This is a genomic window from Microbacterium yannicii (assembly GCF_024055635.1).
In the GTDB taxonomy this organism is placed as follows: Bacteria; Actinomycetota; Actinomycetes; order Actinomycetales; family Microbacteriaceae; genus Microbacterium; species Microbacterium yannicii.
The window spans coordinates 1-20,465 of record NZ_JAMXMB010000016.1; the positions used below are offsets into that span (position 1 = coordinate 1).

Genomic DNA, 20,465 nt, shown 5'->3' on the forward strand with positions numbered 1-20,465 from the left:
CGCCAGGGCCCTTCGCCGTTCCGGGGGACGGATGCCGCGACTCAGTACTGCGTCGTCAGCCCCGTGTCCGTGGTGCCGGTCGTACCTGTGGTGCCGGCGGCGCCGGTCGTGCCGGTGGATCCGCCGCTCGGAGCCACGTTCTCCTTGACCCGCTCGGCGGTGCTCTGGGCCTCCTCCTTGACGGTCTCGGCGGAGGCGGCGGCCGAATCCTTAACCTGGTTGACGGCGTCCTTCGCCGGCTCCTTGAGGTTCTGCGCCACGTCCTGCGCGGCATCCTTCGCCTTGTCCATCGCCTTGTCGACGAGCGGCTGCGCCTGGTCGCGCAGCTGGGTGCTCCAGCGCTTCTCGGCGTCCGTCGGCGGGATGAGGCTCGCGACGAGGAAGCCGACCCCAGCGGCGAGGAGGCCGACCACGAGCGGGGTGCCCTGCGTGGTCTGCCGGGCCTTGTTCGGCAGGTCCTTGACCGCATCGCCGGCCGCGCCGAGCTTGTCGCCCACCGTGTGGCCGGCCGAGGATGCCGAGTCGCCGATGTCGTCGGCGGCTCCCATCACGCGGCCCTTGACGTCGCCGAGCACCTGCCGGACCCGCGTCTTCTGCCGTTCCATGATCTTCGGGGGCGAGACCTTGTCGGCGAGTGCGTCCACATCCCGGCCCAGTTCGTCGCGCGTCACCTCGATATCGGCGCGGATCTGATCTGCGTTGCTCATTATCGGTTCTCCTGATTTCTCTTGAGCGCGTCGGGGATCTCCTTGACGGTCTCGACCGTCTTCGGCGCCCCCTGCACGGTCTTCAGCCGGCTCCGGCCGACGGCGAAGAGGATTGCGGCGATGATGGCCCAGATGACGGCCACGATCACCGCCGACCAGCCGAGGCTGTCGATGAGGTCGCCGAGGCCCCACCAGAGCGCGATGCTGAGGAACAGCACCGCCATCGCGCCGGCGTATCCCGCGCCTCCCATGAGGCCCGCGCCCTTGCCGGCGCGCTTGGCCGACTCCGACAGCTCGGCCTTCGCGAGCTCGAGCTCCTTGCGCATGAGCTCCGACAGGTCACGCGAGACCTCGCCGACCAGGTCGCCCAGCGATGTCTCGGCCGCCTTCTGCTGAGACGGCGTGGGCATATCCGTCATCGTCGTGCCTCTCCTGTCGCAGACCACTCGTCCTGCGCTGCGCCCGTCACCTCAGGCTCTGCGCCCGCCGTCAGCGGGTCGCCCGAGAGGGCGTCGCCGATGGGCGTGTCACCCTCGTAGCCCGTCGCTCCCAGCGTGCCGGCACCGGCAGCCGTGCCACCGAGGCCGGCGGAGGTGCCGCCTGCGACCGTCGGCGAGGACGTGGCGAGGGCCGGCCGCGCGCCACCGGAGGCGCCGGACGTTCCGCCGGTGGTCCGGTTGTCGCGGGAGTCGGCGACGAGAGCGCGGGTGATGCGACCCGCGACGAGGCCTACTCCGACCGCGATGGCGAGGAAGGCGCCCGTGCGCCGACGGGCGAAGGTCCGGACCTCGTAGACCACATCGGCAGGTTCTCGCTGCTCCAGCCAGTCGGCGACGCGGCGCGTCTGCTCGCCGACGGCGCGCACGGCGTTCGTCGCCGCTCCGGAGCCGGTCGCCGTGCCGTCAGCCAGCCCGGAGAGCTCGTCGCTCGTGCTGCGCAGGGCGTCCGCGGCGCGGCGCTGCTGGGTCGAGGCCTGGTCCGACAACTGCGCGCGGGTCTCGTACAGGAAGCCGCGAGCGGCGTCCTTCGCGTCGTGGGCGACGTCCTTCGCCTCTTCGCCGGCGACGCCGGCGACATACATGGCACCTGCGTCCACCTCGGCGACGGTCTCGACCGCGCGCTCCTTGACGTCGCTCGAGCCTGTGCTCTGGCCCGTGGCCGTGCTCTGGTTCCCATACGGATCGGTGTCGTAAGTCGACATGCTCCTCCTCCACTCTCACGTGCGGCGTCGCCTGGCGTTGTGCCGGGCCTGGGGTTCCGCCGTGGTGCAGACAACCGTCCGTCAATCGGCGCAATGCAGAGAGGGGGTCGCAGTCCGCGCGGCGGGAGTGTATATTGCTCCGCCCCGAATCCCGCCCAGCACGGCGCATCTTCCGCGGCGTGTATCGAGCTCATCGAGCCGTTGCGGCTTACCGTTGATGACGGAGGTTGGGGGGCCCCATGGCGCGGATCGGCGGTCGCAACGCGTGGATCGCCGTGCCCGCAGGGATCCTGTGCGCCGCCGTCGTGGGCACGCTGGTGTGGCTGTCGCTGCCGATGCTGCCGGTGACCGTCGCGTGGGTGGGTGACACGCTGCGCAACGCCACGGCGCCGGAGCCGCGAGCGACGCCTCGAGAGACGCCCGCGCAGACGGCGGCGGACGGCGGCGCGATCGACTGCCGGACGCTCTACGCCGACGACCTGTGGAACGAGCTCACCTGGCGTGCCGGCTCGCTCCTCGGTCAGTCCCAGGTGCCGCCGGCGACGACCGCCACGTCGTTCGCCGACGCGGCGGCGCCCCAGGTGCTGGTGACCTGCACGTGGCGGTTCGAGACCGGCGGGATCGTCACGACGCTGGCGAAGGTCGACACGGCAGCCTCCTCCATCGCGGAGGCCGCCCTCTCGGGCGAAGGTTTCGCATGCGAGGTCGCCGGCGGTGCGACCGTGTGCACGCGCACGCAGGGCGGGGTGCGCGAGGAGCACACCCTTCGCGACGGACTCTGGCTCGTCAGCGTCGAGACCCAGTGGCACCCCGAGGATTACGGGTCTCGGCTCGACCGGAGCGTGTGGGGCTGATCCGACCGGCCCGGTTCAGCCGAAGATCCCTGCGACGACCGCGGCCGTGTAGCCGTTGGGCGCGAGGTTCGAGTACGCGGTGTCGATCAGGATGTCGTCGCGCCAGAACAGCGTGCGGCCGTCGGTGACGGGGTACGTCGGGTTCTGCCAGGTCTTCTCGCAGCGAGTGCCGCCGTCCGGGGTGTAGCAGGTGTAGCCCTCGTCGACGACGAGCTTGTTGAGCATCTCGAGCGCCGGCCCTCGAGACATGTAGCTGATGGTGGTGACGAGCCCTGTGGTGTCGGCGGCCGGATCGCGCCAGACGCAGATGAGGCCGCCGTCGGGCTGCGGGCCGGACGATCCGAAGGCGGGATCGTTCAGCGGCGTGCCGTCGAGCTGGGCCAGCACGTCGGCGGTCAGGATCGCGCGACAGTCGTCGGGGATGTCTGCGAGCGCGGTGGGCGACGGTGTCGGGGTGGGCGTCCCCGAGGCGTGCGCGGAGGGTGTCGGCGTGTAGGTGAACCCGTCGCCGGAGGGGGCGTCGTCGGGGGCGCACGCCGTCACGACGGCGAGTGCGAGGAGGACGGATGCCGCGGCCGCCGCCCGCCGCGTCGTGCGGGCCGGCAGGGGGACGCGTGTCGCGGGCGATGGCATGGGCCCAGGGTAGTGCGGCGGCGCGCCCCGGACCCCCGCGCAGCGCCGCGTGGCTCGGGGTCCCGGCGTCTCGCGACGTCGGCGCCGGATTATCCCGGCATGCCTGCGCGTCATGCGGGGGCGCGCGGGCTACTCTGCCACTGCAGGGACTGGCCCTGCGTGAGGAGTGCCTGCGATGAGTGACCCCAAGTCGTCCTACGGCGAACCCGTCGAAGAGCCCCACGGCGTCGACGACGTCGTCGGTCGAGCGAACGAAGGTCTCGCCGAGGCAGAGGCGGCCCGCCGTGACGCGGTCGACGCCGAGACCACCTCCGCAGATGCTCCGGCCGCCGTGGAGACGCCGCACGACGCGGCTCGTGGTCTGGCGGATCGGGCCACCGCAGACCGGTCCACCGCCGAGCCCGCAGACGTTGCGGCCGACGAGATCGTCCAGCCCGCGACCGCCGCTCCTGCCGAGGCGGAGCCCGACCCCTGGGCATCGCCGGAGGCGGCATCCCTGGACTACGCGTCGACAGCGGCACCCGTGGCCGCCGACGACGCACCCACCGTCGTGGCAGCGCCTGTCGTCGCCCCGAGCGAGCCCGTGGTCGCCGAGCCGGTCGTCGCCGAGCCCGCGGTGGTGGCCGCTGCCGCTCCGCAGCCCATCTTCGTGCAGGCGCCCGAGGCGCCCCGCCCGCGAGGCAACCGTGCGGCCGCCGGCGCCATCGGACTTCTCGCCGCGCTCGCGTTCGCGGTGCTGTACCTGGCGGTCTGGCTCGGTGTCGACGCCATCGAGGGCGACGTGACCGGCGAGAACGTCGGGACGACCGTCCTCGGCGCACTGTCGACGTGGTCGCTCTGGGTGCCCGTCGTCGTCTTCTTCTTCGCGTTCTGGCTGCTCGGGGCGATCATCAACCGCGGCCGCTGGGGCGCGTGGGTGATCCTGGGCATCCTCGTCGGCATCGCCGCCTACGGCGGGCACATCCTCGGAGCCCTCTTCCAGGCGCCCTTCTGGGAGCTCACCGCCAGCCAAGGCGGCGACCTCGCCGAGGCCGAGCTGCTCACGCCGCTGGCGATCGCCGCGTTCGTCATCGGCCGCGAATTGACCATCTGGTTCGGCGCGTGGGCCGCCGCGCGCGCGGCGCGCGTCACCGAGCTCAACATCGAGGCGCAGCGCGAGTACGAGCGCACGCTCGAGGCCGGCCCCCAGCTGGTCCGCGCCTAGCCGGACCCCGCCCGAGGAGCCGGCCGCGACGTAGGCTGGCGCCATGGCCGGTGACGGGGCGGACGCAGGGTCGGCGGGTCCGGTGCGCCCGCCGATCGCGCTGGCATTCGCGACGATCGGCTTCATCGCGTTGACGATCTGCGGCCTGGGGATCACCAGCCTGGTGACCGGCGAGGACGTGATCGCGACGCCCGGTCTCGGGCAGATCCCCGGTGCAGCCGGCGTTGTCTGCGCGACACTGGCCTTCGCCGGCGGACTCTGGGCCGCGATCGCCCGGACGGGTATCGCCTCGGGATCTGCCGGCGGCGCCGGGGCGCGGCATCCGTCGTACTGGGGCGCCGCGTGGACGACGGCCGCTGCCTTCATCGCGTACGTCGGAGGGGTGTGGTTCGCGGCGCTGTTCACGGGCACCGACCTGGCGGTCGCGACCGCGGTCGCCGGACGCCTGGCCACCTCGTGGTTCGGAGTCGTCGTCGCGGCGGCCGCCTTCGTGGCGGCGTGGAGCGGGATCGCCCTCGTGCGCACGCATGCGCATCGCCCGCGGTGGCCGTGGGAGGACGACTTCGACGAATGAGCGGCGCGCCGCCGCGGAAATCCGCGCTGATCCGGGCGTGAACGGATGCCGGGTACTAGCGTTGACCGGGTGGAGCGGTCGCTCGAGACCCAGGTCAGCCAGGCGGTGGACGCCTGGCTCGCGTGGTTGCCGCGGTGGGAGCCCGCGACACACCGGGGCCGGACGGCACCGTGCCGGCGCTGCTTCGGATCGCCGGTGCTGTCGGCCGCCGGGCTCGGCGCCGACGTCCCGCACGGGGTGCAGCACGGACTGTCGACGCGGATCAAGACGATCGTCGACCGCTCGGTGGCCGAGTACACGGCGCTGAATCTGCCGATGCTGCAGGCCGAGCTCGATCAGCAGGCGGCCCGCAACCGCGCGCGCAGCTATCGTCCGGGCGAGGGCCTCGACCCCGAGTTCGAGGGCCTGCCGCTGGATCCGGAGCCGGTGCCCGGCGCGCCGTTCCTCTTCACGATCGCGGGTCTCGCCGAGGAGGCCGACGCGCACGTCCCCGACCTGCCGCCCCTGACCGACGAGGCGAAGGCCGCTCTCCGCCAGGAGGTCGGCCTGGCCGACGACTACGCGAACATGGTCGGTCGCGAGGTGTGCACGATCCTGCTGCACCATCGCCTGCGCATCCAGGCCGCGGTGGGCGAGTTCGTCGAGCCGCAGATCGAGGCGATGCTCGCCGATCTCACGAAGTCGCTCGACGCCCCGTTCGACCCGCACGATCCCGGAGACGCCGACCGCCTCGAGTGAGCCCGGGCGGCGGGCCGACGCAGCGATTGTGCGGCGGGTTCTCAGAGGTGGTTTTGCTAGCATGGCCAGGTTTGTTGCCTTCACGAGGGCAAGGGGTCGGATCGCGGTAACGAACTCTGGGGAGGTGTGGTGGCCACACGGCTTCCCTCGGCGCCCCCGATCCTCCCCGGGCTGGCCTATATCCGCCCGCTCGGCTCCGGCGGATTCGCCGATGTCTTCCTGTACGAGCAGGACATGCCCCGTCGCAACGTGGCTGTCAAGGTCATGCCGAGCGACGTGCGCGACCCCGAGCTGCGGCGCATGTTCAACGCCGAAGCTGACGTGCTGGCGCATCTGTCGGCTCACCCCTCGATCGTCACGGTCTACCAGGCGAGCGTCTCGGCCGACGGACGACCGTACATCGTCATGGAGTACTGCCCGGATTCCCTCGCACAGCGCTATCGGGTCGAGCGCATCCCCGTCGAGGAGGTGCTCGCGATCGGCGTGCGCATGGCGAGCGCGCTCGAGTCCGCGCATCGCGCCGGGCTCATCCATCGCGACGTCAAGCCCAGCAACATCCTCATCACGACATTCGGCACCCCGGTGCTCGCCGACTTCGGCATCTCGGCCTCCTTGCAGCGCAAGAGCGGCGGCGAGGTGCTCGCCATGTCGATCCCGTGGAGCTCGCCGGAGGTCATCGCCGAGCAGACGAGCGGCACGGTCACGAGCGAGGTGTGGAGTCTCGGCGCCACCATCTACTCCCTGCTCGCGGGCCACAGTCCGTTCGAGCGGCGTGAGCGCGGGCAGAACACCAAGGACCTGCTGCGGCGGCGTATCGGCCGGGCGACCTACGTCGAGATCCCGAGGTACGACGTGCCGATGGCCCTGCAGACGGTGCTGGCCACGGCGATGAGCCGAGACCCGGCGCGCCGGTACGACTCCGCTCGGGCGTTCGGTGAGGCGCTGCGGAGCGTGCAGGCGGAGCTCGGGCTGTCGCCGACCCCCCTCGAGATCCCCAGCACGGAATGGACTCCGGCATCCGGACCCGTCGACTTCGCCGACTCCGGTCTGCGCGGTCCGGCCCGCTCCCGGGTCGAGCGCGACGTCACCCGCAAGTCACGCGCCGGCACCGGCGTCGCAGGCCTCGCCCGCGACGAGGACACCGAGATCTCGTCGCCCGTGCGTCGCCGCGGCAACGGCGGCCGGGCGCTGCCCTGGATCGTCGGCATCGGCGTCGGCCTCCTGGCGGGCGCGGGTGCGGTCGTGGTGACACTCGTCGCCGTCGGAGCGCTCTGATGCGGCGCGGGACGCTGTTCGGGCTGGTCGCCGCGGGTGCCGTGGTGGCCGCCGTCATCGGCGTGAGCGTGGTGTGGCCCGGCCTCGATGCACAGGAGACGCCGGACGTCGACACCGCGGTATGGGCGCTGCAGACCGGCGAGGGTCGCCGCTATGCCCGTGTCAACACGTCGGTGGGCGAGCTCGACACCGTCCGCAGCATCAGCAACCCCGACGAGGTGGTGCAGACCAGCGACGCCGCCTACCTGTTCAGCGACAGCTACAGCACCGTCACGCGCATCGACGAGTCGATGCCCGTCGACCTCGACGAAGCGGCCCTGCAGACCTCGCAGAAGACCCCCGCGGGCACCACCGAGGTGGTGACGGCGGGGGACTACGTCGCCTACCTCACCGACGCGGGCGCCCTGTACGCCGGGCGCCTGTCGGGTGGCTCGGCATCGAAGCTCGACCCGTTCCCGTCGGACGACGAGGACGCGCCGGGGTACACGGCCGACGCCATCGCCGTCGACGCCCGCGGCATGCTGTTCGCCTATTCGCGCGCCGACGGCTCGGTGCTGCGCTTCGACATCGGCGACGGAGACGTGCGAGGCCGCGACGCGCTCGACGCCGAGGGGCTGGCGGCGCCGGCAATCACCGCGGCCGGCGACACCTGGGCGCTGGTCGACACCGAGGACGGCGACGTCTGGCTGCGCGGGCAGGATGCCCCGTCGCAGGCGCCCACGGCGGGCACCGTGGTGGTGGGCAGCCCCGACGCGCGCGGCGCGAGCGTGTACCTCGCCGACGACACGACGCTGGTGCGCGTGCCGGCGGACGGATCCGACATGCAGGTCGAGGTGGGCGGCGCCACGGGGGCGGTCGTGGGGACACCGGCTCAGCCGGTCACCCAGGACGGCGTCACCTATGCGGCGTGGCTCGGGCAGGGCGACAGTGGCGGTCTGCTGTGGCGCTCCGACGACGGCACCGTGGCGCTCGACTACGGCGGACAGAGCATGGGCGACGGCCGCCGGCCCGCGTTCGTGGCCGGAGGCTCGGCCATGATCCTCAACGAGACGCGGTCGGGCTGGGCGTGGTCGGTTCCCGACGGCGCGCTGATCCCGTCGAGCCAGGACTGGACCCTCGATGACCGCACCGATCCCGACGCGGTGCCGAGTGACGAACAGCTGCAGGTCGTCCTCGACCCGAAGCCGCCGATCGCCGAGCCGGATGCGTTCGGGGTGCGCGCGGGCGGCCTCGCGACGCTGCCCGTGCTGCTGAACGACCACGACCCGAACGAGGACGTCCTCACGATCGATCCGGCGTCGGTCACGGGACTCGACCCGGCGTTCGGCGTGGTCTCGATCACCGACGACGGCCAGCGCTTCGCCGTGCAGGTCGCGCCCGGCGCGACCGGAACGGCGACGTTCTCGTACGCCGTGACCGACGGCACGGCCGAGAACGGCCTGAACTCCGACGCAGCGACCGTGACCCTGAGCGCCGCGGGAGCCGGGGCGGACTCCGCGCCCGAATGGTGCGGCGTCGAGCGGTGCCTCGTGCAGTGGCCGCAGCCCGAGGTCGCTCTCGGCGGCACGGTCACCGTGCCGGTGCTCAACGGCTGGGTCGACCCCGAGGGCGACCCGCTGCTGCTCCTGTCGGTCGAGAACGCCGACGGAGTGGGCAGCGTCGCCGCGACGCCCGGCGGGGACGTCGTGTACCAGCACAGCGACGACGGTCAGACCGGCGAGCAGCTGATCGAGCTCACGGTCACCGTCGCCGATACGCAGGGGCAGACGAGCACCAAGCCGCTGGTGGTGCGGGTCTCGCCACAGCCGAAGCTCGCCGTGCAGTCGTTCGCGGTGACCGATACCGTCGCGTCGGGCATCACAGTGGATGTCGCCGACCATGTGACCGGAACCGCGGGAACGCTGGCGCTCGACTCGGTGCGGGTGCTCGACGACGCCGCGGCGACGGCGACCGCCGTCGGCGGGTCGACCTCTTTCGACTTCACGTCGCAGAATCCCGGGACGTACCGGGTCGACTTCACGGTGACCGACGGCACGAGCCAGGCGACGGGCACGGCGCGCATCACGCTGCTGCCCGCGGACGCCCCCGCCCAGCTGGCGACCTCGCCGGTGGTCGCGTTCGTCCATCCGCAGGAGGACGCGACCCTCGAGGTCTTCGACGCGGTGTCCAATCCGACGCGCCGAGTGCTGCTGCTCAGCGACGTGGCCCCGCTCGCCGACGACGGGGCCACGCTGTCCGTCGACGCGGTGGGGCAGAACCATCTCCGGGTGTCGGGCACCACCGCCGACGGCAGCCCCGGCCGCCTCGGCACGGTGACCTATCTGGTCAGCGACGGCACCGAGGATTCGGGCTCGCGGGTGCAGGGCCAGGCGACCGTCTACCTGCTGCCGCCGGCCCCGGAGCTCGCGCCCATCGCGGTCGACGACACCGTCGTCGTTCGCGCCGGGGCGCAGATCGACATCCCCGTCCTCGACAACGACATCTCGCCGGCGGGTGGGCGACCGACCCTCAACGCGGCGTCGGTGGTGTCGAGCACCGACACCGCCCTCGCCTTCGCGTCCGGCGACGTGCTGCGCTATCTCGCCCCGCTCGAGCCCGGCGAGTACGGCATCGACTACTCCGTCTTCACGACCGGGGCGCCGTCGCTCGCGGACGACGCGCGGGTGCGCGTGCAGGTCATCGACGACGATGCCAACCGTGCCCCGACGGCCGACACGATGGAGGGCCGGGTCCTCAGCGGCCAGTCGGCGCAGATCGAGTTCGACGGCTTCGGGATGGACCCCGACGGCGATGTGGTGACACTCGATCGCATCGTCGAGCAGCCGCAGCGCGGTGCGGCCGCGATCGCCGCGGACGGGGCATCCATCACCTACACGAGTGTTCCGGGGGACAAGGGCCAGGTCTCGTTCCGGTATCGCGTCGTGGACTCCTTCGGCGAGACGGCCGAGGGCACGGTGCGCGTGGGCGTGCTCGACAGCGAGGCGAATCCGAGCCCCATCACGTACACCGACTATGTGCAGGTGCAGGCGGGTGAGAGCAACACGATCCGCGTGAGCCCGCTGTCCAACGACGTCGATCCGACCATGGGGACGCTCCAGCTCACCGACATCCGCCCGGACGCGCCGCCGACCCTGATGGACGGCAGCGAGAGTCCCGAGTACGCGCGCCTGAACGACCGGATCCTCGAGGTCGATGACGCGACAGTCGTCATCGCCGCGGGCGACGAGCCGGCCACCATGTCGTTCCTGTACGACGTCGAGTCGTCGTCGGGCAACACCGGCCGCGGCCTCGTCGTGGTGCGGGTCGTGCGCGAGCAGGTGCCCGACTACCCGGTCGTGGCCGACACGAACCTCACGGTCGAGACGCGAGACGACTTCCCGCGCGGGGTGGACGTGCTCGACGGCAAGGTGACGTGGTCGGGCGGCGACGTGGGCGAGCTGACGATGTCGCTCTGGGGCGAGCCTCAGGGCGTCTCCGTGCAGGGATCGAAGCTGCGCGGCGAGCTCCCCGCGAAGACGCGGCTGATCCCCTTCGGGGTGACGGGCACGAGCGCGTCCGGCGAGGAGGTCACGTCGTACGGCTTCCTCCGCGTGCCCGGCGACGACGACCTCGCCCTGACCCTGCGTGCCGGCGCCGAGAGCCCCGAGGTCACCGAGCAGGAGTCGACGTCTTTCGACATGGCCGATCTCGTCGCCCGGCCCCGGGGCGCCCGCATCGAGGTGGGTGCCGACGTCAAGGCCTCCGGCGCACGCCCGGAAGCGGTCTGCTCGGTGGAGTCGGGGACGACGGTGCGCTACGACGCGGGCACCGGCGCCCCCTGGGTGGACGCGTGTCAGGTGCCGGTGCGCCTCGACGCCACGGCGGACTGGACCTACCTCTCCGTGCCGATCACGGTGAAGCCGCGGGACCCCCAGCCCGAGCTGCGCCCCGCGTCCATCACCGTCGGCCCGGGAGAGACGGCGACGTACGATCTGCAGACGATGACGACCTGGCAGCTGCGCGCCGACTGGGAGGGCATCGCCTATGCGATCGAGCATCCCGGTGGTGCGTTCGAGGTCGTCCAGAACGGCTCGACCCTGTCGGTGACCGGCGCCGACCGGGCCGTGCCGGGTTCGGAGGAGGCCGTGATCGTCTCCGTGACGAGCCACCCCGCGGTCGCCCCCGCCCGTCTCATCCTCCGCGTCGGAGCGGCGCCGTCGACCCTCCCGCAGGGCGGGTCCGTCGTGCAGCAGTGCACGCAGGCGTCGGGTGCGTCGTGCACGTTCCCGGTGATCGGGGCGAGCGGCGAGGTCAATCCGCTGCCCGGAACGCCCCTGGAACTCGTCGGCGTGCAGTCGACGGCCGCCTGCGCGGGCGTCGCCTTCGCGGTGGCGTCGGCGACGGCTGTCACGGCGACGTGGACAGGGGATGCCCCGGGGGCGACCTGCGCCGCCACGTTCTCGGTACGCGACGCACAGGGCCGCGTGACGAGCTCGGAGCGCAACGGCCGCGTGATGCTGGATCTGCTGGGCTACCCGAAGGCGCCGGCCAGCGTGAGCCAGGCGTCGTACGGGAACGGGACGGTGACGCTGCGCGTCGATCCCGGCCAGGCGCGTCAGGCGTACCCGGCGCTGACCGGCTTCGTGATCCGGTCCAACGGGGCGGAGGTCGCGCGGTGCTCGGCTGACGGCGCCTGCCCCGCGGTGCCCGCCCCCAACGGCGAGCAGCGGACGTATGAGGCGTGGGCGGTCAACTCCGTCGGCGAGTCGAAGGCGGCCGTGCGCACGGTGGCATGGGCCTACGACGCGCCGCCCGCGCCGTCGGCCGTCACCGCGGCGCCGGTGCAGACCGGCGACGGCCAGGGCGGGATCGTCTCGCTCGTGATCGACGGGGTCGACACGAACGCGACGGGCAGCCTCGAGATCCGCAGCGACACCGGTGAGACCGTGCGCGTGCCCGTCAACGGCAATCGCCCGACCGTCGAGGTTGCGCGGTACCGGGTGGGCACCAACCGGGCGACGATCATCACCGTGACGCCGTACTCGCGCTTCGAGCTGCCGCCGGGACTCGGTGGCAGCGCGTCGGGGAGTGCGGTCACGGTGCAGGCCAACGGCGTGGGCAGCCCGCAGTCGCCGCACCTCGCGTTGAGCTCGGCGTCGAACGGCGACGGCACCTCGACGATCACCGCGAACGCGTCGGCGACACTCAACGGCGACGGGTCGAGGCTGCTCTACGGCATCGTGCCGGACGGGCAGCGCTGCGTGGCCGAGGGCGGGTCGGTCGCCACCTTCACCGTCGACGACGGCGATGAGTACTCCTACCGCATGTGCGTGGAGTCGGTCTGGGGCGACCGCTCGTACGGCCGCGCCGAAGACACCGAGAGCGTGCGGGCGCAGCAGTCCGGAAGGGCTCCGAGGGGCTGGACCTTCGTCGTGGATGCCGCACCGAACGTGGGCGATCTGCACGCCGAGTGGGTCATCCGCAGCGAGCCGACGACGACGGACAACGTCCCCAACCGCAACCACGTCGAGTTCGAGGGGTGGGGCCCCGGCACGGGAGTGATCGGCACGAACCCGGGCATCCGGGTGCGCTACGTGCACGACCTGTGGAACACCGCGACCGACTGGGCTGCGGTGACGCCGAAGGCGGGCAGCGCGCCGTATCAGGTGCAGGCGACGTGGGGGGTGACCTCCTGCGCGGGAGGCGGGACCATCGCCGCGGCCGGGCAGTCGTCCAACGCCCCGGACGGCTCGAAGGCGAACTTCGTGTTCGATTACTCCGCCGCGCGCTACTTCACGAGCAGGGGGCGCGAGATCACCGACACCGCGAACCGCACCCGCGTCCCCAACGGCGCGGCCACGGTCACCGGCATCCGCGTCACGGTCGACTGGAACGCCCAGGGCTGGGGGCTCTCGCCGGTCAGAGGCGCAGAGCTGCCTCAGGCGTCCTGCACGCCGAACGAACCTCTGCCGACCGGCGTCGTCGCCGGCTCCCCGGGCTCTTTCACGCCGGACTACGCACGCCTCCCCGGCAACCTCAACGAGCTGCGCTCGCTCGGCGCCCTGGGCCAGACGACCGCCTGGGCCGAGGGGCAGCACGTGGTGCTCGGCGACTCCTCCGACGCCTACTGGAACGGCACCACCTGGGCGAGCGGCACGGCACCGGCTCCACCACCGCCGATCCCCTGAGACCGGGGTGCACGGCAGGCGCAGGCCGCGGCATCCACTCCCCATTCACGACGCGACCGCACACGGACACCGAGGACGACAACGACATGACCATCACGCAGGAGCAGGCCGACTGGTTCGTGCAGACGTTCGGGCAGATCGCCGACAACGTGGAGCGCGCGGTGCTGGGGAAGCGGCGCGTGGTCGAGCTCGTGCTGACGGCGATGCTGAGCGACGGCCACGTGCTGCTCGAGGACGTGCCCGGCACGGGAAAGACGTCGCTCGCCCGCGCCATGGCGCAGTCCGTGCAGGGCACCAACACGCGCATCCAGTTCACGCCCGACCTGCTGCCGAGCGACATCACCGGCCTGAGCGTGTACGACCAGAAGGAGGGCGTGTTCGAGTTCCATGCGGGCCCGATCTTCGCCAACATCGTGCTGGCCGACGAGATCAACCGGGCGAGCCCCAAGACGCAGTCGGCGCTTCTGGAGGTCATGGAAGAGGGGCGCGTCACGATCGACGGCGTCTCGCGTCCGGTCGGGGTGCCGTTCCTGGTGCTCGCGACGCAGAACCCGGTGGAGCAGGCGGGCACCTATCGTCTGCCCGAAGCGCAGCTCGACCGCTTCATGATGCGCACGTCGCTCGGCTACCCCGACCACGCGGCGACCGTCCGGATCCTCGACGGCGCCGCCGTCGCGACCGCGCAGCTCACCCCGATCATCACGCCCCAGGCGCTCGTCGGCATGGCGGACCTCGCCGCGCAGGTCTACGTCGACGCGCTCGTGCTCGACTACATCGCACGCCTGGTCGACAGCACGCGGTCCGCCGACGAGGTGCGCCTGGGCGTGAGCATCCGTGGAGCGCTCGCCCTGACGCGTGCGGTGCGCACGCGCGCCGCGTCTCAGGGCCGCACCTACGCGACGCCCGACGACGTCAAGGCGCTCGCCGTGCCGGTGCTCTCGCACCGTCTGATCCTGCACCCCGAGGCCGAGTTCGACGGCGTCACGCAGGAGACCGTGATCGGGCAGGTGCTGCTCGATGTCGCACCGCCCTCCCGCCGCGAGACCGCATGACGCTCGAAGAGTCGCGGCTCACCCGCACCGTCCACTCCACCGGCGCCGCCGGTCGCACCGGCGCGACCGGACGCACGCACTCGACCTTGACGAGCACGTCCACGGCGTACGGCACCGGTCCGTCGCGCCGTGGTCGCGCCCTCGTGCGTGCCGCGGTGTGGGGAGCGAACGCGTGGCGCACCGCCGGCTCGGGCATCTCGACAGCGACGGAATGGGCGGGCGCCACCATCCGGCCCGCCGGGGCACTGGTCGCGTCGGCGGCGACAGCGGGACTGCTCCTCGGGATGCTGTTCGGCTGGGTGGAGTGGATGGTCGCCGGCGCGGCATCCCTCGTCCTGGTGGTCGCGGCGATCCCGTTCCTGTTCGGGGCGCGGTCGTACGACGTCGACCTGACCCTCACCCACGAGCGGGTCGTGGCAGGCGATGATGTCGCCGGCGAGATCGTGGTGCGCAACGACGGGCACCGGCTGTCGCTGCCGGGACGCATCGACATCCCGGTGGGAGCGGGCCTGGTGGAGTTCGGAGTGCCGCTGCTGCGCCCCGGACACTCGATCTCGCAGCCCCTCGACATCCCCGGGCTGCGCCGAGGGATCGTCACCGTGGGCCCGGCCACCACGGTGCGCAGCGACCCGATCGGCCTGCTGCGTCGCGAGCATGCGTTCGAAGACGTGCACCAGGTGTTCGTCCACCCCCGCACCACGGCGCTGCCGTCGACGAGCGCGGGCCTGATCCGCGACCTGGAGGGGAATCCGACCCGGCGCCTGGTGGACGCCGACATGTCGTTCCATGCGATCCGCGAATACGTCCCGGGCGATTCGCGCCGCCAGATCCACTGGAAGTCGACCGCCAAGACCGGTCGCCTGATGGTGCGGCAGTACGAGGAGTCGCGACGTTCGCGAATGGCCGTCGTGCTGGGGGTCGCCGAGGCGGAGTACGCGGACGCCGACGAGTTCGAACTGGCCGTCTCGTGCGCGGCATCCCTGGGCCTCCGTGCGGTGCACGACGCGCGTGACGTGCAGATCGTCGTCGGCTCCGAGATCCCGCGCGTGGTGCGCGGGCGGCTGCGGGCGATCCGGCACATCCCCGCGCCGGCGCCGCGTCCGTTGCTCGACGGCTTCAGCGGAGTCGACCTGCTGGAGAGCACCATGCCGGTCGGCGAGGTGTGCCGCCTGACCGCCGAGTCGGGGGAGCGCCTGTCGATCGCGTTCGTCGTGGTGGGCTCGCGCGTGCCGCTGACTCGACTGCAGCAGGCGGCGCTCGCCTTTCCGGGCGACACCGAGGTGGTCGGCCTCATCTGCGACGAACGGGCGCACCCGCGCATGCAGCCGGTCTCCGGCATGACGGTCCTGACGGTCGGCACCCTCGAGGACCTCGCGGGCCTGCTGCTTCGTGGAGCGACCTCATGAGCGCCGACGAGGCGCGCGAGCCGCGCCTCGCCGCCGGTGCGGCGTTCGCGCTGCTGATCGCGGTCGTGGCGGCCGTGGCGGCCTGGCCGATCTACCGCGCGGGGAGCTTCCTGCTCCTCGTCGGCGTCGCCACCCTCGTCGGCGGCGGCACCGCCGCCTTCGCGTGGTGGCGCCGATGGAACGCCGCGATCGTCGCCGGTGCGCTCGCGGTGACGGTGCTGCTGCTCGGGGTGCCGCTGGCAGTGCCGACGCGGCTGGGCGGGCCGGCGGAGCTGCTCCAGGGCCTGGTCGAGCTGGGCAGCGGGCTGGTGTTCGGCTGGAAGGACCTGGTGACGGTCGAGCTTCCGGTCGGCTCGTACCGCAACCTGCTGGTGCCCGCGCTCGTGGTGTTCCTGATCGGGACGTGCCTCCTGCTGCTGCTCTCCTGGCGCGAGGATCGCACCGCCTACCTCGCCGTGCCGGTGGCGCTCGGCATGGTGTCGTTCGGACTGTTCTTCGGGCGCACCGCCGTGAGTGCGCCGTGGCAGCTCGGCCCGGTCGCGCTCTATGCCCCCGTCGAGACCGCGATCGGCATCGCCGGGCTTCTGGTATGCCTGCTGTGGCTGGCGTGGCGCACCCACGACCAGCGCATCCGGGCGCTGCAGCGGGCCGCGGCATCCAGCGGCGTGCGCATCTCGCGGAGGCCCACGACCGCCGATCGTCGGCGCACCGCGCTCGGCACCGGCATGGTGGTGGGTGCGCTCGTCCTGGCCGTGGCGGTGGTGCCGTACGCGGCGCGCGGCGCGGAGCGCGAGGTGTTGCGATCGGCCGTCGGTCCCGACATCGACCTGTCGGCCGAGGTGAGCCCGCTCGCGCAGTACCGGTCGCTGTTCGCCGACGATCGCGCGGCCGACGTGCTGTTCACGGTCGAGGCCGCCTCGGGCACCCTGCCCGACCGCGTGCGCATCGCGACGCTCGACGCGTACGACGGCGAGATCTTCCGCTCCGGCGGCGAGGGTGCCGTGGACGAGGGGCGATTCGTCCGGGTGCCCTCGACGCTGGATGCCGGCGCCGGCGACGAGGTGGCCCTGCGCGTCGAGATCGGCACGTGGGAGGAGATCTGGATGCCGACAGCCGGCCGCCTGCGGTCGGTCGAGTTCTCGGGCGACCGCGCGGCGTCGCTCGCGGACCGGTTCTACTACAACGCGTCTGCGGACGCGGGGGTGCAGACGGCCGAGGGCGGGCTCGCCCCGGGCGATGCGTACACCGTCGACGCCGTCCAGCCGCCCGCCGTCGACCTCGAGAGCCTCGAGTCCCCCGGGAGCCAGGGCGGCGTGGCGGCGCCGGACAGCCTTCGCGCCTGGATGGACGAGCACGCCTCCGGCTCCGGCGGAGCGCAGCTCGCCGACCTGGTGAAGCTGCTGCGGGAGCGCGGGTACCTCAGCCACGGCCTCGCCGAGGGCGACGGCACCCCGGTCTGGGCGGAGTCGCTCGCCGACTACTCCTTCCAGCCCAGCGCCTCCGGGCACTCGCTGGCCCGGGTCGACGCGATGTTCGCGCGCCTACTGGAGCGCGAGGGCGATCCCCGCGCTGCGGCATCCGGCAACTACGTGGCAGCGATCGGCGACGACGAGCAGTTCGCGGTCGCGGTGGCGCTCATGGCGCGCGAGATCGGCTTCCCGTCCCGCGTCGTGCTCGGCGCCCGCCTGTCCAGCGCCGACCCCGAGCTGTCGACCTGCGAGGGCGGGGCGTGCCGGGCCGAGGATCTCACCGCGTGGACCGAGGTGCAGTCCGCCGACGGGGCGTGGGTCGCGGTCGATGTGACACCGCAGTACCGACAGGGCCCGAGCCTCGACGTCACCGAGCAGCGGGACCCCGAGAACGTGACCGAGGTGCGTCCGGACACGGTCGAGGAGGTCGTGCCCCCGGACCCGACGCAGGAGGATTCGGCGGCCGACGACCAGGAGCAGCAGCAGAGCGCGCTCGATCTCGCCTGGCTGTGGCCGATGCTGCGGATCGGCGGCATCGCGCTGCTGGTGCTGCTGCTGGCGTTCGGCCCGTTCATCGCGGTGGCGTGGGCGAAGGCGGTGCGCCGCGGCCGGCGCCGGGGCGCCGGAACGCCCGCGACGCGGATCGCCGGCGGCTGGGACGAGTACGTCGACGCGGCAGTGGACAGCGGCCGCACCGCCGTACGCACGCTGACCCGCAGCGAGCTGGCGACGTCCTTCGAGACGCCGGCGGGGGCCGTGCTGGCACGGGAGGCCGACCGGGCGGTGTTCTCGCCCGCGGAACTCTCGGCCGAAGACGCCCGCAGCTACTGGGAAGCGGTCGATGCGGAGCGCCGGGGGCTCCGCCGGGAAAGCGGGTTCTGGCGCGGGGCCCGCGCGACCGTATCGTTGAGATCGTTGCTCCGACCGCTGACGTCCGAAACCGGCGTCCGCACTCGTATCGCCGAGAGGGGGAGACGACGGGCCGAGCCCGCGCGTCCCATGCCATGAACGCCACCGATGCCACAGCCGCCGTCTTCGGCTCGCTGTTCAGCCTGCTTCTCGCCGCGGGTGTCTACATCTGGATCGCGCTCGCGCTGTCCGCCGTGTTCCGCAAGTCCGGCGTCGAGTCCTGGAAGGCGTGGGTGCCGATCCTCAATTCGATCGTGCTGCTGCAGCTGGCGGGGCTCTCGCCGTGGCTCCTGCTGCTCGCTCTCGTCCCCATCGTCCAGATCGCCGTGCTCGTGGTGCTCGTCATCGCCATCCACCGTGTCAGCACCGCGTTCGGCTTCGGCGTCGGCATGACCGTGCTGGGTGCGCTGCTGTTCCCGGTGTGGGCGTCGGTGATCGGCTGGGGGAGCTCGCGCTGGGTGGGACGAGACGCGGATGCCGCACCCCGCCGTCGCACGGACACCGCCGCCGGGCCGCCCGCGCTGCCGCCGTTCCCTACTGCGGTGTCGCGATCGGGCGAGCCCGCCGTGTCTGCGCAGGCTGCTGCGCCGAGTCAGGTCGTGAGCGACTTCGCGCCGCCTGCCCACGCGCCTGCGACGCGCAGGACGGTGCCCGCGCCGGCCCTTCCCGACGTCCCTGACGAGGCCGCTGCGGCCGGTGCACCGATCCTGGTTCCGCCGCCGGGTGGGTGGACCCCGCCGCCGCTGCCCGGCCGCCCGGTGTCGGCGATGGCGAGCAGCGCGGCTCCGAGCGAGGAGGAGCCTGCGGCAGAGGCGTCCCCTGACTCCGGCGAAGGCGACCCGTGGCAGGGCTTCGTGCTGGACACCACCGACCACAGCGCCGAGGTGACCGGGGCGTTCGCGGGGGCGGCATCGCCGATCTCCGCCGTGCCGGCGCCGACCGTCTCGCCGGTGCAGGCGGCGGCCGATGCGCCGGACGCCTATGCGCCGAGGCGATCGGCGGCAGCACCCGCCGACGACATCACGCGTCCGCCGGTGACCGACGTGCCGCTGCCGGCGGTCACGGGCGAGAACCGTGAGCCCTGGGCGCCCGCCCGATCGCCCATGGCTGAGGTGGATGCGTTCCCCGAGGCGTCCGGTCCCGTGTCTGCCGTCGCCGGAGTGGCCGGTGCCGGTGCCCCGTTCTCGGCGCGCTCGTCGGTGTCGGCACGGCACGCGCGTCCCGAGCTCCCCGACGAGGACATCCTCGACGAGACCGTCATCGTGCGCCGCAAGCGCACGGACTGGACGCTCCTGCCCCCGACCGGCGACCCTGTCGCACTCGCCTCCGAGGTCGTCATCCTCGGGCGGCGCCCGACACCCGACCCGCAGTTCCCCGGCGCGCAGCTGGTGTCGATCTCGGACGGCACGGTGTCGAAGACCCACGCGCGGCTGCAGCTGCGCGACGACCGCTGGTATGTCACCGATCTCGACTCCACGAACGGCGTCCTGTTCGCGACCGTCATGGGAACCGAGGTCGAGGCGACGCCCGGCGTCGAGATCGAGGCGGGTGACCGCTTCCTGCTCGGCGACGCCGAGGTGCGCCTGCAGCGGAGCGACGGGTGATCGCTCCCGACGCCGAGCCGACGCGGCGCGCCGCACGTCAGGACGCCTCGCTCGTGCCGGACGACGATGCAGTGCAGTCCGCGCGGCGGCGCACGGATGACGACGTCGACGACGCCACGGTGCTGACGGCGCGCCGTGCACTCGCGCCCAGGACGGACGAGATCGACGACCACACCGAGCTCGCGCCGCGTCGCGTCGCGACGCCCTCCCTTCCTGACGACCTCGACGCGACGTCGGTCGCCGGACGCCGCCCCACGGCACCTGAGCCGTTCGCCGGAACGTCGGCCCCGTCCGACACCCACACCGCGGGTGGGACGACGGTCGAGGACCGCACTGAGCAGACCCTGCTGCGCTCGGTGCGCCGTGGCGCAACGGCCGCGCCCGCCTCGACGCCCGACTCGTCGCCGGCGGTCGCCGGTCGCGCCGCCTACACGCCGGGGGACGAGGCATCCGATCGCCGGGCACCGCGGTCCGCCGGGCCCGTGATCGCGAACCGGGCTCCTGTCCTGCCACCGTCGTCCGTCACGCCGCCGCCCGCTCCCGACGCGGTCGCGTCGCGCCGCCGCCGACACCGCCGTCGGCTGCTCATCGCCGCGGCCGTGGCCGTCGTGGTGCTGGTCGCTGCCGTCGTCGCGCTCCTGCTGCTGCTCACCTGACCTCCCCGAGGACTCC

The 20,465-nt window shown here is 72.7% G+C and carries 15 protein-coding genes; 11 read left to right on the top strand and 4 right to left on the bottom strand.

Features of this window, described 5'->3' with window-relative positions; genetic code table 11:
* Positions 1–41: 41 nt before the first annotated feature.
* The 3 genes from NCG93_RS07730 to NCG93_RS07740 are packed head-to-tail and all read right to left on the bottom strand — an operon-like array spanning position 42 to position 1,908.
* A complete protein-coding gene (locus tag NCG93_RS07730; RefSeq protein ID WP_194414533.1) occupies positions 42–707 on the bottom strand; it encodes a DUF3618 domain-containing protein in 666 nt (221 codons plus the stop codon).
* On the bottom strand, positions 707–1,126 hold the full coding sequence (locus NCG93_RS07735; RefSeq protein WP_194414532.1) for a phage holin family protein: 420 nt from the start codon (positions 1,124–1,126) through the stop codon (positions 707–709). The genes NCG93_RS07730 and NCG93_RS07735 overlap by 1 nt, the downstream gene beginning before the upstream one ends.
* Positions 1,123–1,908: a hypothetical protein gene (locus NCG93_RS07740; RefSeq protein WP_194414531.1), complete on the bottom strand. Its 786-nt coding sequence runs from the start codon at positions 1,906–1,908 to the stop codon at positions 1,123–1,125. The genes NCG93_RS07735 and NCG93_RS07740 overlap by 4 nt, the downstream gene beginning before the upstream one ends.
* Before the next feature lie 239 nt (positions 1,909–2,147).
* On the opposite strand from NCG93_RS07740, the gene NCG93_RS07745 reads away from it, so the two are divergent.
* Positions 2,148–2,762: a hypothetical protein gene (locus NCG93_RS07745; protein ID WP_194414530.1), complete on the top strand. Its 615-nt coding sequence runs from the start codon at positions 2,148–2,150 to the stop codon at positions 2,760–2,762.
* A 15-nt stretch (positions 2,763–2,777) separates the two neighbouring features.
* Here NCG93_RS07745 and NCG93_RS07750 read toward each other — a convergent pair whose 3' ends face one another.
* The gene (locus NCG93_RS07750; RefSeq protein ID WP_241741890.1) at positions 2,778–3,395 is read right to left on the bottom strand and encodes a hypothetical protein; all 618 of its coding nucleotides are present in this window, start codon (positions 3,393–3,395) and stop codon (positions 2,778–2,780) included.
* A gap of 175 nt (positions 3,396–3,570) precedes the next feature.
* On the opposite strand from NCG93_RS07750, the gene NCG93_RS07755 reads away from it, so the two are divergent.
* From NCG93_RS07755 to NCG93_RS07800, 10 genes are all read left to right on the top strand, one after another.
* Positions 3,571–4,599, top strand: coding sequence for an ABC transporter (locus NCG93_RS07755; RefSeq protein ID WP_194414529.1), 1,029 nt, complete (start codon positions 3,571–3,573; stop codon positions 4,597–4,599).
* Positions 4,600–4,642: 43 nt separating this feature from the next.
* A complete protein-coding gene (locus tag NCG93_RS07760) occupies positions 4,643–5,173 on the top strand; it encodes a DUF6121 family protein (RefSeq protein ID WP_194414528.1) in 531 nt (176 codons plus the stop codon).
* A gap of 69 nt (positions 5,174–5,242) precedes the next feature.
* Positions 5,243–5,911 carry a spermidine/putrescine ABC transporter substrate-binding protein gene (locus NCG93_RS07765; RefSeq protein ID WP_194414527.1) on the top strand — a complete coding sequence of 223 codons (669 nt, stop codon included), beginning with the start codon at positions 5,243–5,245 and terminating at the stop codon, positions 5,909–5,911.
* 129 nt (positions 5,912–6,040) lie between these two features.
* Positions 6,041–7,186, top strand: coding sequence for a serine/threonine-protein kinase (locus tag NCG93_RS07770; RefSeq protein ID WP_194414526.1), 1,146 nt, complete (start codon positions 6,041–6,043; stop codon positions 7,184–7,186).
* Positions 7,186–13,353, top strand: coding sequence for an Ig-like domain-containing protein (locus tag NCG93_RS07775; protein WP_194414525.1), 6,168 nt, complete (start codon positions 7,186–7,188; stop codon positions 13,351–13,353). The genes NCG93_RS07770 and NCG93_RS07775 overlap by 1 nt, the downstream gene beginning before the upstream one ends.
* Positions 13,354–13,439: 86 nt before the next feature.
* The gene (locus tag NCG93_RS07780; protein ID WP_194414524.1) at positions 13,440–14,405 is read left to right on the top strand and encodes an AAA family ATPase; all 966 of its coding nucleotides are present in this window, start codon (positions 13,440–13,442) and stop codon (positions 14,403–14,405) included.
* Entirely contained in the window at positions 14,402–15,811 is a 1,410-nt protein-coding gene (locus NCG93_RS07785; RefSeq protein WP_194414523.1) for a DUF58 domain-containing protein, read from the top strand. The genes NCG93_RS07780 and NCG93_RS07785 overlap by 4 nt, the downstream gene beginning before the upstream one ends.
* Positions 15,808–18,288: a transglutaminase-like domain-containing protein gene (locus NCG93_RS07790; RefSeq protein ID WP_194414522.1), complete on the top strand. Its 2,481-nt coding sequence runs from the start codon at positions 15,808–15,810 to the stop codon at positions 18,286–18,288. Before NCG93_RS07785 ends, NCG93_RS07790 begins: the two co-directional genes overlap by 4 nt.
* Positions 18,285–19,793, top strand: a complete 1,509-nt coding sequence (locus tag NCG93_RS07795) for a DUF5684 domain-containing protein (RefSeq protein ID WP_194414521.1) — start codon at positions 18,285–18,287, stop codon at positions 19,791–19,793. The genes NCG93_RS07790 and NCG93_RS07795 overlap by 4 nt, the downstream gene beginning before the upstream one ends.
* The gene (locus NCG93_RS07800; RefSeq protein ID WP_194414520.1) at positions 19,790–20,449 is read left to right on the top strand and encodes a hypothetical protein; all 660 of its coding nucleotides are present in this window, start codon (positions 19,790–19,792) and stop codon (positions 20,447–20,449) included. The genes NCG93_RS07795 and NCG93_RS07800 overlap by 4 nt, the downstream gene beginning before the upstream one ends.
* Positions 20,450–20,465 lie beyond the last annotated feature (16 nt).